A 14,411-nucleotide genomic window follows, 5' to 3' on the forward strand; every position below is an offset into this window, starting at 1 on the left:
TTTTAGCCCTCTAAAAGCTCAAAAGATGCAGCGTTTTTTTACTGTTACATCATGTAAATATAATACGTTTTAACATCGTGAATTACAGCCCCCTTGGATAGGATTTCTTATACTTTCTAGTCATACAAAAAAGACAGCTTCTAAAAGCTGTCTTTGAGTTATTTTAAGATTTAAGCATTAAGCTTGGTAATAGATATCAACCGTTTTAATGCGGTTTTCATCCATTGCCGTAACTTTAAATTGGATGCCTTTAAATTCAACCACAGTTCCGACTTCAACATTGCCGTGAGTCTGATCCAAAATGAGGCCTGAAACACTGATGTAACCATCATCTTCTTCGATCAAATCCAGCATTTCCAATTCAAGTTCTAACTGATACAGATCGAGCATGCCTGAAGCTTTCCAATGTTCATCATCGATTTTAATCAAATCAAGTTGTTCATCCGCATCAGGGAATTCACCAGCAATCGCTTCAAACACATCGAGTGGTGAAATCAGACCTTGTACCGCACCAAACTCATCCGTAACCAGTACCAAAGAGCCTTTAGAGGTACGCAAGGTATTAATCGCATCAATCACCTTCATCTTTTGGAAAATAAAGATCGGACGATGACGTTTAATCAATGCTTTTAGATCATCTTCACTATCTAGAACATCAATAAGCTCTTTCGCGCGGACAATACTAATCACTTTATCCAAGCTACCACGACACACAGGGAATAAACTGTGCGGCACAGAAAGGACTTGCTCACGAATTTGCTCAGGTGTGTCATTTAAATCCACCCAAGAAATTTGATTACGGGGAGTCATGATCGACGCAACTGAACGCTCTGCAAGCGTCAACACCCCCCCAATCATGTAACGCTCTTCGTCTGCAAAGGTTTCTTGCGCCTGATTACCGACTTGATCAGCTTCTAAGCGCCCACCCATCAGTTTTAAAATACTGTCTGCAGTACGATGGCGTAATGGAATTTTCGCTTCGTGTTTTTGAGCATTGCGTTGACTAAACTGGTTAAAGGCTTCGATGACAATCGCAACACCAATACCTGAGTAGATATAGCCTTTCGGAATATGGAAACCAAAACCTTCTGCAATCAAACTAATACCAATAAGCAATAAGAAGCTTAAACATAGGATCACGACGGTCGGATGTCGGTTTACAAAAGCCGTTAGCGGTTTAGATGCAAGTAACATCACTGCCATTGCCACAATCATTGCAGCCATCATGACATAAATGTTGTCGACCATACCGATCGCTGTAATGACAGAGTCTAAAGAGAAAACCGCATCTAAGACAACAATTTGTGCCACGACTGCTGTAAAGCTGGCATATGCCACTTTTGTTGTCACTTGAACTTCTGGTTTACCTTCTAATTTCTCATGCAGCTCTGTGACTGCCTTATAAACTAAGAACAATCCACCGAACAATAATATGAGATCTCGACCAGAGAATGTCCAATCAAAAACGGTAATCAGGGGCTTTGTTAATGTGACCAACCAAGAGATTGCAAATAACAATCCTAATCGCATTAATAATGCGAGTGAAAGACCAAGTACACGAGCTTTGTCACGTTGTTCTGGAGGGAGTTTTTCTGCCAAAATGGCAATGAAGACTAGGTTATCAATCCCTAGTACAATTTCTAAAATAATTAATGTAAGTAAACCAACCCAGATTCCGGGATCTAACAAAAATTCCATTAGCTCTCTTCCTCATTCTGGATTGTAAGAATATCTTCAATCAGACCAACGCACGGCGACGGATCCATAAATTTAACCTGTGTAACTATAGACCATTCCATTATGCACAATCTTGGGCATTTGTAATGTATTCAAGCATATTTTTTCGCAGCAACAATATGACAAAATGTTAAAAACGCTGAATGTATTACAAATCGAATGGGCGATATAAAATACACATCTAGATGTTAAAACCTACTTTTTGAGATCTCCTCTTCCACTTTAAAAAAAGTATGAATTCACCTGACTTTTAATTAAATGTAATTAAATGCGTTGTATAAGATTGTATGACAAATCTAATGAATTATTTATTTCAACCTTTTGGTAAAATATATTAATATTCAATTTGAATTCAAAACTTATTTATTTTCACTACACTATCTCTCTATAGCAAAAATTACTTTTATTCTTTTTTAATCGCTTGGACAGAATATCAATATAATCTATTAAGATAATCTAAAAATGAGATATCTTCTACTTTCTATTTTTTTATTGTGAACTCTTGCTATTACCCTCTATTTTTCAATAGAATGTTAAAACATTAAATAAAATTAAAACAAATATTCAGGGGACTTCTTCATGACAAAAAAGTATTCAAAATTTTTACCATCCACCGATGACTTTAGTTTAGAAAATTTTCCTTTCTACTGGGTTACTCAGGTGCATTCACAATATGTTTTAAACGTCGACCATGCATTAAAAAAGTATGGCGTTGATAATTCACGTCGTCGTATCCTGCTCGCACTCAAGTCTAAACCTCATGCGAGTGTTTCAGATTTATCTGAAATGGTCGTATCTAAAATGTCGACCACAACCAAGATCGTTTATCGCTTAAAAGATGAAGGCTTGGTAGATACTTATTCTTGTGAAGATGATGCACGTATTACCCGGGTTGTATTAACTGATAAAGGCACTGCAATGACGCAGAAGATTAACGATCTAACGAATGTCGTTCTAGAGCAATCTTTTGAAGGCTTAACACCCCTACAAATTGAAAAAACCATGGAAAGCTTAAAGCATATCTTTAAAAACTTAGCTCGCTAAGCATTTGCATCACCGAAATATCAATCGAAAAAGTTCAGTTGGGGACTGATTTTTTCGATTTTTATTTTGGGTGCGTGTGCACATTCAAACTCATCAACAGGAAAACCTTGTACAAAACTTTGGATGTTGGGTGATTTCCAACTCAGCCACTCTTCCAACCTCGCATGCGGAATTACAATCACCGAACGTTTTACATTGCCCGGCTCATGAAAGTGCTTCATCATCTCATGCTGAATAGCGTCCATCGTAATCATGGTACTTGAACGTACAATCTCATCACCTTGTCTACAAATGTCATATAAGGCAGCAATATAAAACGCTTCTCCATCTTTGCGCTTAACACTCCAACACTGCGGCTTATTATCGATATACATTGACTCATAAAATTCAGACACGGGTATTACGCCAAACTTACATTTTGAGATCGCATTAATAAAAGTAGGCTTTTGATACAAAGTTTCATTTCGAGCATTATAGGTTTTAAGTGCGATTGATTTGTCTGCGGCCCATTTAGGCACCATGCCAAAATTCACTTTTCGCCACTCTAGCCCTTGTTCAGACTTAAAGAGTAGCGGCAAATCATAATTTGGATAGACTTCCTCAGGATATTCAAAGCTGATTTCAGGCAAGTTTTGAGACTTTAATTGCGATAAGGTAATCGGTTTGAAATTAGCACACATATTTGCCATAATCCGCAAAAAATCAATCTTTATAATAAATGAAAAATCTAGACCGAAGTCGCTTTATCGTCTTAATTCTAAGTATGTGCCTGTATCCAACCGCACATGCCGCAAAAGTCTCTGTACATACCGTTTCATTTCTACCTTTTAGTCTCGACGCGCTCTATCTCAACGAATATCCATTTAAACAAGACCTAATCAATGAGACTGAGATTCCTGCAGGCAAGTACCGCATTCAGTACAAGCATTTACGCAATCAGCAAATGATCAGTACACATCATTGGGTGACGGTCAAAAATCTTCCCAACACCCAAGAACAACAATTTTCATTGGTCATATTGCCTGATGGTGAAGTAATCAATGTCTCTGATTTTAAAATTACATCTCCAGAGATGTTTCCTGAAATCCGTTTTGCAAAACGTGCTCAAAATAGTTATCGCTTGATGCAAAATCAGCAAAGACAAAGAGATCAGTTTGGCGTGATTTTTCCTGACGTAGATGAAGCCCATACGACGGAATTGGAAGATCAATTTGGCTGGTTTACGGTGAACGAAGATAAAGGGCGTGTCAGGACTAATTGTACAGGCACGTTTAAAATCAATCCTCAAGATGCGCTCCCCTATTTCACTACTGCAAATTCAGCTCTTCAGTTTAATTATCAACAAGGAAACAAAATACATAACGCATATTTAGCGTTTAGTGATAACAATCCGCTTATTCCAATTGCAGATCGAACAATTCATGAGGCAACAGATTACAAAAATGGCTTGAAGTTTGATGTGTATATTCACAATATTCAAAAAATGAAAACCGAGAGTATTTCTTCTAATTATTCAATCTACAATTACAAGGTTCAAGTCAAGCTATATATGACGACCTTGCAGCGTAAACCTATGCTGTTGATGAATCACAAAATGTACTATCAGGATAATTGTTCAAGCCAAGATATTGGCTCTTTTCTCTATTACAAGACACGTTGGAGCCGTTTTTGGGACTATATTCTGCCTGATATTTCATGGAAATAAACTAAAAATGTCCTGCGTAACATTAGCTGCGGTGAGGTCTATTGCACAAGATTAAATAGACTTCACTTTGAGTATTTTAAGCAGGGAACGTTTGCCAATGGGTGCGGGTAAATTCCTCAAATATCCACTCACCGTTAAAACGACCAAGGCCTGAATTACGTTCACCACCAAAGGGTGCATTAGAATGATCCGCCACACTGATGCCATTGATATGCGTCATGCCTATATCGAGTTTGGCCGCAAACTCTCCGCCGCGTGCTAAATTTGAGGTACATACCGCACTCGATAAACCAAATCGGGTTGAATTCGCCAATTCAAGTGCGTGCGCTTCATCTCGCGCTTTTAAAATCGGCAAGATTGGCCCAAAGCTTTCTTCTAATGCAATATCAGCATGTGCATCCACATGGGTGAAAATATGCGGTGCAACCAATTGACCTTCTATACCGCCTGCATAGGCTAAAATCGCATCTTGCTGAATGGCATTTTGAATAATGGTTTTTAATTTATCGATTTGCGACTTATTGATGATAGGGCCTATCAGAGTTTCGACATCATTCGGATCACCGACCACAATGCTTTTTACCCGTTTAATTAATTTTTCAACATAAGCATCGTGCAAGGATTCATCCACAATCACTCGATTGGTACTCATGCAGATTTGTCCTTGATGCAAAAAACGCCCCATCACGGTCAGTTCAACGGCTAAATTTAAATCTGCATCATCTAAAATCACCAAAGGCGCATTGCCGCCAAGTTCCAGCGCTAAACGCTTAATCCGTGAACTTCCTAGCGCTTTCACCCCCACCTGTTGACCCACTTCAGTTGAACCTGTAAATGAAATCATTTTAGGCACAGGATGCTCTACAAAATAGTCGCCAATTTCACTGCCACTGCCTGCAACGACATTTAACACGCCATGCGGCAAGCCCGCTTCTTCAAATAATTTTCCGAGCAACGTTCCACCTGTCACTGGCGTGTCACTTGCAGGCTTCAACACCACACTATTACCGCAGGCAATCGCAGTCACCACAGAACGCATCGATAAATGAAATGGAAAATTCCACGGGCTAATCACCGCAATGACACCCAAAGGTTTGCGCAATACAAAACTCTTTCGACTCGGGTCTTTACTCTCTAGCTGCGTAGTTTGCATTTTTTCAGGAAAACGCAACGATTCTTGGATAATGCCGAGCGCTGCATCAACTTCAATATTGGCTTTTAAACGTGTACTACCAGATTCATCTATCAGCCATTGAATAATTTCTTCTCTGCGCTGCTGAATGGTTTGAGTTAATTTAGTGATGACTTGCTGACGTACTTCAATGGGCTTGGTCACTTCTGATTTAAAGGCAGCTTCTGCCGCACTATAAGCACTGTCTACATCGACACTGCTGGCTGCCTGCAATTCAAAAATCTCTGCTTGGCTAAAGGGATTGATATTCTTGATGTGACGCGTTGAAGTCCCTGCTCGCCACTGTCCATCAATATATTGCAAATCTAATGCGGTATATGCTGACATCGTTTCCATCCCATTTTTATCATTCATTCCAATGTAAAGGCTTCAGCATCGAAAAGCTATGAGAAAAACAGGAAGAAACTTTATCCATAATTTATTGTACAACGCTACAACTTAAATAGGATGATTAATCTGCTGCATCGCTTTATAGATTCGCCAATAAATATAACAGCTAACCAAAACTTCAAAACTCAGGTCTTTAACTGTGGTGAGTTGCTCAAGTGCAGCCTCCTCCATGTTTAGGGTCAACATAGGTAACAGCCCTTCGACAACCACAGCGATCAAGATAAAGAGGACTAAACTCTGAATCGTCACCGGCAGATACAATGCAATAAAGCGCTTTAAAAAATCTCGGCCTTGCTCGCCGCCATTGGCTTTAAATATGGCATTCACCCAGCTAATCAGCAGACCAACTTGTAAAACAAACGAAGCCCAAGCTTCTGTAGGTTTGGATTCTGGGGTTAACGTCAGTGCTAAGTAGCTAAAGAAAATCAATATTGAGCTGGCAATATAGTAGTTTTTATAATGGGTTTCAGAGACTTTATTCAGTCTTATATCATCCACCAACCGATTTACATTCCATAAATACATGGAGTTTCCTTTTCATTTTTTATGTCGACATTCTAACTTTCTCAAGCAATAAAAAAAGCCTCCGAAGAGGCTTTTTTTGATTTACAGATTAGTCACCTGTATAACCTTTTAATTTTAAACGGTAAGCATGAAGAAGCGGCTCTGTATAACCAGAAGGCTGCTCGCCACCTTTGAATACTAAGTCATAAGCAGCTTTGTATGCATAACCATCAAAGCTTGGTGCCATTGGCGTGTAAAGTGGATCGTTGGCATTTTGCTCATCTACAACTTTCGCCATGCGCTTAAATACTTCTTCAACTTGTTCAGCAGTTACGATACCGTGACGTAACCAGTTCGCAACGTGTTGAGAAGAAATACGTAAAGTTGCACGGTCTTCCATCAAACCAACGTTGTTGATGTCTAGTACTTTTGAACAACCTACACCCAAATCAACCCAACGAACCACATAACCCAAGATACCTTGAAGGTTGTTTTCGAGTTCTTTGGTTTTCTCTTCTTCAGACCAGTTTGTATCTGTCGCTAAAGGCGGCGTTAACAAGTCATCTAAAGATAGCGGCTGAGTATTCAACAACTCTTTTTGACGCTCAGAAACATTGCACTGATGGTAATGGATCGCGTGAATTACAGCGCCAGATGGAGACGGAACCCATGCACAGCTTGCGCCAGCTTCTGGATGCTCAATCTTAGTTTTGTACATATCAAGCAACATATCTGGTTTTGGCCACATGCCTTTACCGATTTGCGCTTTACCACGTAAGCCGGCTTGAAGACCGATCATCACGTTACGGTTTTCATATGCAGGGAACCAGATTTGAGACTTCACTTCGCCTTTACGAACGAATGGACCTGCTTCCATGAAAGTATGGATTTCATCACCCGTACGGTCCATGAAACCTGTATTAATAAAGATCGTACGATCTTTCGCTTGCGCGATACAGTTTTTCAAGTTCACAGAAGTACGACGTTCTTCGTCCATGATACCGATTTTCAAAGTCTTCGCAGGTAGACCAAGCGCTTGTTCAGCACGCTCAAATAATTCAACTGCAAATGCAACTTCTTCTGGACCGTGCATTTTTGGCTTAACGATATACATAGAACCTTTACGAGAGTTCTTGTTTTCGTTTTCGCCTTTAATATCTGCAAACGTCAATAACGGTGTGATCAATGCATCCATGATGCCTTCGTAGATTTCAGCACCATCTACAAGGATCGCAGGGTTTGTCATCAAATGACCTACGTTACGAAGCAACATCAATGAACGACCGTGAAGCGTAGTTTCACCACCGATCAAGTTTTTGTGCGTACGGTCTTTGTTCAATGTACGAGTAACGGTTTTACCATTTTTCTCGATAGATTCAGAAAGCGTACCTTTCATTAAGCCTAACCAGTTACGGTAGCCTTCAACTTTCTCTTCAGCATCAACTGCTGCAATTGAGTCTTCCAAGTCTTGAATTGTGGTTACCGCAGCTTCAAGAACTAAGTCTTTCACGCCAGCAGCATCTGTTGAACCAATTGGGCTCGTCGCATCAACTTCAATGATTACATGTAAACCATTGTTTAAAAGTACGATTTCAGTTGGTGCAGCTTCGTCACCATTAAAACCAACAAACTGAGCTTCTTTCGCTAAAGTTGCAGTTGAGCCATCTTTTAGGCTTACAACTAACTTTTTGCCTTCTACCGCATATTTAGTTGCATCTGCATGCGAACCATTTGCTAACGGGAAAGTTTCATTTAAGAAGTTTTTAGCAAATTCGATAACTTTTGCGCCACGAGCTGGGTTATAGCCCTTACCTTTTTCCGCGCCGCCTTCTTCAGAGATCACGTCAAAACCGTAAAGAGCATCGTAGAGTGAACCCCAACGTGCGTTCGCAGCGTTTAAGCAGTAACGTGCATTACGCACAGGTACTACCAATTGCGCACCAGCCAATAATGCGATTTCTTCGTCTACATTTTCTGTGCTGATTTGGAAATCTTCTACTTCTGGTAATAAGTAGCCAATTTCAGTAAGGAAAGCTTTGTAAGCTTCGAGTTCAAATTTGTTGTTGCGGTGCCATTCATCAATTTTAGCTTGAATGTCGTCACGCTTAGCCAATAGTGCTTTATTCTTTGGGCTAAGATCGACAACGACTTGTTCAAAGTTTTTCCAGTAAGTTTCACTGTCTAAACCTGAACCCGGTAGTGCTTCATTTTCGATGAAATCGTAAAGTTCTTTAGCAATCGCTAACTTGCCTTTTTGAATACGTGCAGTCATTGTCTTTCCTGATATTGCTATTTTTTATAACAAGAGATTCTAGTATACCCATTTATACTTTGCTGAATAGTACTATCACATTCCTAAATAATGATCATTTTCTATGTAATGAAATACCCTCATCATTCAACATAATAAAGATCAGAAATAGGACGTCATCATCAGCCTGAATACCTTTTTACAGTGTATAAAGTTTTTGAAATGTCGAAATTAGACTTAAGTGCAGAATTTTGTTCTAAAACTGAACAAATAGACCCAAGCCACAAACAAACTCACTCGATTAAGCCATGAAATGCTGCCAATGTCGATGCTACAACTTCAACCAATCAGTTTAAATTTAACGCTTTTATCGATGAATTATTATTCAGCCTAGCTTCTTATTAAATGATGCTTTTATCTTGAGACTTGGCTTTAACTTCTATTGTTCGTTCCACAGCTTTTCTTAATTTATACATGTTATCTAAAACAAAAAATCAAAAAAAAGAACGCCAATAAGACGTTCTTTTTCATTCCAACAGAAAGGCTTAATTTTCTGCGGTAGATTCTGGTGCATTGATTTGACGGTGAGAGGTATGTAGATAATCATCAGATTGCATTTCCAATAAGCGCGAACGTGTACGCTCAATTTCAAATGCCAATTTTTCACCTTGATATAATTCAATAATCGTATCTTCTGAAGTAAGCAACAACTTCACCCCACGGTCATAAAACTCATCAACTAGATAGATAAAACGACGAGTCCCTTCAGACAAATAATCCGTCATGTGCGGCACATTACTCACCAAGACCGTATTATAAATATTGGCAATTTCAATAAAGTCCGCTGGGCTACGTGGTTTTAGGCAAAGTTCAGAATATTCACACCACAGTACATCTTCCGTATGACCAATGGTTTCCACAATACGCTGATTAATAATAATTGGCTCTTGTGAAACTGTTTGGGTTTGCGTTAATGCTGTAAAACGCTGTGCCATCCACAACTTATGTTCATGTGTTAAAGGTGACTTAAACAACTGCGCTTGTTTCAATACACGTAAACGATAGTCTACGCCTGAGTCTACATTTAAAATCACACAGTTATTTTTTACCATTTCGATGGTTGGGATAAAACGGTCACGGTGGATCCCGTTTTTATACAAACCATCTGGTGCGATGTTAGATGTTGCAACAAGGGTGATCCCACGCGTAAATAATTTTTGGAATAGATCACTCAAAATCATCGCATCCGTGACATTGGATACAAAGAATTCATCAAAGCAGATCACGACTGCTTCTTTATAAATTTGGTCAGCAACAAGGTCGAGTGGATTACGCTGACCTGAAAGCTTATTTAATTCACGGTGTACGTACTGCATAAAGTGATGGAAATGCATACGTGTTTTGCGTCGAAATGGCACAGAATCATAAAACTGATCCATCAGCCACGTTTTACCACGTCCTACACCGCCCCACATATACACCCCTTTCGGTGCAGTTTGACGACGGAAACGACGAAACGCTTTTTTAGAAGCCTTAAAACGTTGGATTAATTCTTGCCAAACTCGATCCAACTCATGCACCGCTTGCGCCTGTTCCTGATCTGGTAAAAACTGACCAGATGCTAAGGCTTGAGCATAACGCTCAGCCGGTGAAATCGGAGTAAATGCGGTGTTGTGTGGTGACTGAAAATCTGACATATCATTAAATACTTTTTTGGGCTAAATGAATTATAACGAAGAATAAACTCGAAGATATAACACTTTGGCAGTAAAGCGCATTGGCTATTTATTATATTGTCTCGGACTATGCCCAAACCAACGTTTAAACGCATGATTAAACGCCGCAGGTTCTGAATAGCCCAGCAATTCTGCAATCATTTCAATTGAATATTCATTATATTCAATCATACGGAGTGCTTTATCTTTAATAATATCTTCACGAATTTGCTTATAACTGGTATTTAACTGTTGCAATTGATGACGTAAAGTTCTTTCCGGCAAGTTCAATGCTTGAGCAGTTGCTGCCATACTTGGCATTGCACCACTTTGTAATTCCAAATAATCTTGTACCCGTTGAACCAATGGTGGCGCATCTTCATCGGCGCTTAAACGTTCTAACTCCGCAATACACTTCGACTCATACAATCGAAACGTAATAATATCAGCGGATGGAATACGAATATCTAGAACATCCTCATCAAACCAAAATGCCGCAAATGGCGCGCCAAAACGAACTTGAGAGCCATAATAATCGGTGAACATTTTTAATTTTTCGGGATCTTTGGGTTCAGCAAACGGCAAATCAATTTGAACTTGTGGCGTAGATAGCCCCATCATTTTGTACAGATCACGGATGAATTTATACGTTCCTGAAATCTCTGACTGTGCTAATAATGCACCCAGTGGCGCATACACATCTTGCGGTTGATAGCATAAAGCCACTTTATGTTGACTGATTTGCAAACTTAAACGCCCAGTTAGATGCGTCAACTGTTGAAAGCGAATCCCCTGATTTAAAGCTTGGCGTAAAGTATCACTGGTGACCAATAACATCAGCAACGGGCCATAACCCGCCAATGTATAATGCTGACCAATAAATAACCCTTGCTCAGGTTCTACATCTTTACCAATGACTTTCAGTACATCCCACTCCAAACTCGGATGAATCACTGAAGTTGGATCGAGTGCATCGACACGCAGCCCAATAGTTTGCAAACGTTGATCGACATCTACGCCTGCTTTACGCATTCCTTGTACTAAATACATCAGGCTTAGAATAGATCGTTTCATAAATCGTAAAATGACATTAAATTTCTTCTTTTTTACTACAAATTTGCAATTATGAACATTGCCGTTTCGATCAATTTTTCTGTCACCTCAATCATATTGTTCTGGTTATGAACTCAAGTATGCTTAGCCTGTAATCTCGCTTGGAATTAAAAAAATGATGCAGGAAGCGCAAACAAAAACAGTGCAAACCCCAAAAGCCAATTCTGAAATACATACACAAATCGCCATCATCGGCGGTGGTTTTGGTGGTATTGCTATGGCGATCCGACTTTTACAACAAGGCAATCAAGATTTTCTGATCCTCGAAAAAGCCAATGATTTTGGTGGAACCTGGCGTGAAAACCGCTACCCTGGCGCTGCCTGCGATGTGCAATCACATATGTATTCACTTTCTTTTGCACCCAAAACAGATTGGTCAAAGCGTTACGCCGAAGCGCCGGAAATATTTGACTATATCCAACATGTCACCCGTGAATATAATTTAAAACAATTCTGTCGCTTTAACAGTGAAGTGCTTTCAAGCCAATACAATGAATCAACCTGCGACTGGCATTTAGAACTCAAAGATGGCGTTAAAATTACCGCTCAATATGTGATTTTTGCATCTGGCCCGTTACATGTCCCACAAATTCCACATATTCCAGGCATTGAAAAATTTAAGGGTAAAGTGTTCCATTCTTCTCAATGGGATCATCAATATCCATTAGCAGGCAAAAAAGTCGCATCGATTGGTACAGGCGGCAGTGCCATCCAATACATTCCAGAAATTGCACCACAAACACAGCAACTTTATGTTTTTCAGCGTACAGCGGCTTGGGTCATTCCACGAGATGAACGTAGTTATCATGGTTTAGAAAAATCATTATTTAAAAAATATGATTGGTTTCGAAAAATTCACCGTGCTCGACTGTATTGGACCAACGAATCACGTGTCGTGCCAATTGTTAAGCCGACCACCATGAAGTATGCGCAAAAACTGGCTGAACTGTATATTAAATACCAAGTCAAAGATGCTGAACTCGCCAAGAAACTAACCCCAAACTACATCATGGGTTGTAAACGCATTTTAATTTCTAATAAATACTTTCCAACCTTTAATAGACCTAATGTGGAATTGGTCAGTGATGCAATACAAGAAATCACTGAAAATGCCATTATTACCAAAGATGGAAAATCCCGTGAAATTGACTGCTTAATCTATGGGACTGGCTTTATTACTGACCCACGTATTTATCTCAAGTCCTTTGAATGTATTGGTGAAAATGCTCAAGAACTCAAACAAGTTTGGCAAGCTGGCGCAGAAAGTTTTTATGGCATTTGCACCAAAGGCTTTCCAAATCTGTTCCAATTATTAGGCCCCAATACCGTACTTGCGCATAATTCAGTGGTATTTATGATTGAGGCACAAGTCGATTACATCTTACAAATGATGCAATTGGTTTCAAAATCTAATGTTCAAGCCATCGCTGTCAAAGATCAGGTGCAAGATCAATTTAACACTCATGTACAAGACATGCTTGATGGCACGGTATGGCAATCAGGCTGCGTGAGCTGGTATCAACAAAATGGCGGTAAAAATTTTGCACTGTGGCCAACTTATACATGGAAATATTGGCTCGCTACTCGAAAAATAAATCCAGCTGATTTTCGACTCCTAAGTAAAACAAAATCTAGTCATGCAGCTTAAGCAATAACAGGTCATAATAGGCAGGTATTCATTATCTGCCTATTTTTTATGCAATCTTTCTGGCTGATTTTCCAGCTCTTGACCTGTTTAGGGCTTGGTTTTATTCTTGCACGTCGCCTACCCACTTGGCTTGAAAAAATCGCCTTTAAACTCCTGCCGTACTTTACTTATATTTTGTTATTTGCGATTGCGATCGAATTTTCTGAAACATTACACACTATTCCAGCACCTCTGCAAATCCTCTCTTCATCAGTACTTATTGCACTATTGACCTCAATGGGTGCTTTTATTTGCTGCTATATTTTGTTTAAGCTTTTAGGCTATAAACCCAGTCATGGCAAAGTGTCCATGCAGTTAGTGACAAGCTCACTCATCAATATTAGCTATGCTTTTATTGCATTAGGTTTAGGTTATGCTTTTGCCGAAATTGCAGCACATTTTAGTCTTCAGCCACATATTAGTACTTGGGATCTACTTTTAGTCTTCATGTTTCTGATTGGGCTTGATCTCGCCTACTCACCGCTCGATCGTTCTTGGTTAAATTGGAAAATTCTACTTGTTCCACTCGGCTGTATCGTCGGTTCACTTTTGGGCGCTTTTGCTGCTGCCTATCTATTGCCACAAATCAGTTTGAAAGATTTGATTATGTTGTCACAAGGCTACGGTTTCTATTCGATGACAGGCATCGTCGTGACTGAATTAAAGAATGCGCATCTAGGCAGTATCGCGCTGATGAATGATTTATTCAGAGAAATTTTTGCGATTGTATTTATGTATATTATTGGCTGGCGCTACCCACGCTCTGCAATTTCATCTGCGGGTGCAACAGCTATGGATGTCACCCTACCCATGGTCAAACAAGCCTGTGGTAATGATTTTATTCCACATGCTATGGTCAGCGGCTTTATCCTTTCTGTACTTGCACCAATATTGGTGAGTATATTGGCGGCTATCTAACCCCTCACCTAAATCCTCTCCCAAAGGCCATAGGTATCTACACAAATCCCAAGTTTTGGGTTAAATTGAAGAGCATGCTCTTCAATTTAATATCTCCCATCTTGATACACGTCTCGTCAGACGATACAACGCCCTCGTAAAGCTTAATATGAATC

The 14,411-nt window shown here is 39.6% G+C and carries 11 protein-coding genes; 4 read left to right on the forward strand and 7 right to left on the reverse strand.

What is annotated here, in order from left to right; all coding sequences use genetic code 11:
* Window positions 1–177: 177 nt before the first annotated feature.
* Window positions 178–1,698, reverse strand: coding sequence for a transporter associated domain-containing protein (locus FTU83_RS05425; RefSeq protein WP_180105851.1), 1,521 nt, complete (start codon window positions 1,696–1,698; stop codon window positions 178–180).
* 618 nt (window positions 1,699–2,316) lie between these two features.
* On the opposite strand from FTU83_RS05425, the gene FTU83_RS05430 reads away from it, so the two are divergent.
* A complete protein-coding gene (locus FTU83_RS05430) occupies window positions 2,317–2,781 on the forward strand; it encodes a MarR family winged helix-turn-helix transcriptional regulator (RefSeq protein ID WP_078193646.1) in 465 nt (154 codons plus the stop codon).
* A 20-nt stretch (window positions 2,782–2,801) separates the two neighbouring features.
* On the opposite strand, the gene FTU83_RS05435 is transcribed toward FTU83_RS05430, so the two are convergent.
* A complete protein-coding gene (locus tag FTU83_RS05435; protein WP_180105852.1) occupies window positions 2,802–3,461 on the reverse strand; it encodes an SOS response-associated peptidase family protein in 660 nt (219 codons plus the stop codon).
* A gap of 38 nt (window positions 3,462–3,499) precedes the next feature.
* Here FTU83_RS05435 and FTU83_RS05440 point away from each other — a divergent pair, with 38 nt between their 5' ends.
* Window positions 3,500–4,486, forward strand: a complete 987-nt coding sequence (locus FTU83_RS05440; protein ID WP_180105853.1) for a hypothetical protein — start codon at window positions 3,500–3,502, stop codon at window positions 4,484–4,486.
* Window positions 4,487–4,562: 76 nt separating this feature from the next.
* Here FTU83_RS05440 and FTU83_RS05445 read toward each other — a convergent pair whose 3' ends face one another.
* From FTU83_RS05445 to FTU83_RS05465, 5 genes are all read right to left on the reverse strand, one after another.
* On the reverse strand, window positions 4,563–6,005 hold the full coding sequence (locus FTU83_RS05445; RefSeq protein WP_180105854.1) for an aldehyde dehydrogenase family protein: 1,443 nt from the start codon (window positions 6,003–6,005) through the stop codon (window positions 4,563–4,565).
* A gap of 111 nt (window positions 6,006–6,116) precedes the next feature.
* Complete coding sequence (locus FTU83_RS05450; RefSeq protein WP_180105855.1) at window positions 6,117–6,593, reverse strand: hypothetical protein; 477 nt, start codon at window positions 6,591–6,593, stop codon at window positions 6,117–6,119.
* A gap of 88 nt (window positions 6,594–6,681) precedes the next feature.
* Complete coding sequence (locus tag FTU83_RS05455; protein ID WP_168378907.1) at window positions 6,682–8,844, reverse strand: malate synthase G; 2,163 nt, start codon at window positions 8,842–8,844, stop codon at window positions 6,682–6,684.
* A gap of 524 nt (window positions 8,845–9,368) precedes the next feature.
* The gene (zapE, locus tag FTU83_RS05460; RefSeq protein WP_180105856.1) at window positions 9,369–10,520 is read right to left on the reverse strand and encodes a cell division protein ZapE; all 1,152 of its coding nucleotides are present in this window, start codon (window positions 10,518–10,520) and stop codon (window positions 9,369–9,371) included.
* Between the two features lie 84 nt (window positions 10,521–10,604).
* The gene (locus tag FTU83_RS05465; protein WP_180105857.1) at window positions 10,605–11,612 is read right to left on the reverse strand and encodes an AraC family transcriptional regulator; all 1,008 of its coding nucleotides are present in this window, start codon (window positions 11,610–11,612) and stop codon (window positions 10,605–10,607) included.
* Window positions 11,613–11,769: 157 nt separating this feature from the next.
* On the opposite strand from FTU83_RS05465, the gene FTU83_RS05470 reads away from it, so the two are divergent.
* Both FTU83_RS05470 and FTU83_RS05475 read left to right on the forward strand, forming a co-directional pair.
* The gene (locus tag FTU83_RS05470; protein ID WP_180040271.1) at window positions 11,770–13,299 is read left to right on the forward strand and encodes an NAD(P)/FAD-dependent oxidoreductase; all 1,530 of its coding nucleotides are present in this window, start codon (window positions 11,770–11,772) and stop codon (window positions 13,297–13,299) included.
* Between the two features lie 48 nt (window positions 13,300–13,347).
* On the forward strand, window positions 13,348–14,256 hold the full coding sequence (locus FTU83_RS05475; protein WP_180040244.1) for a lysine exporter LysO family protein: 909 nt from the start codon (window positions 13,348–13,350) through the stop codon (window positions 14,254–14,256).
* The last annotated feature ends 155 nt before the right edge of the window (window positions 14,257–14,411 follow it).

This window comes from Acinetobacter sp. YH12152, from assembly GCF_013418285.1.
In the GTDB taxonomy this organism is placed as follows: domain Bacteria; phylum Pseudomonadota; class Gammaproteobacteria; order Pseudomonadales; family Moraxellaceae; genus Acinetobacter; species Acinetobacter amyesii.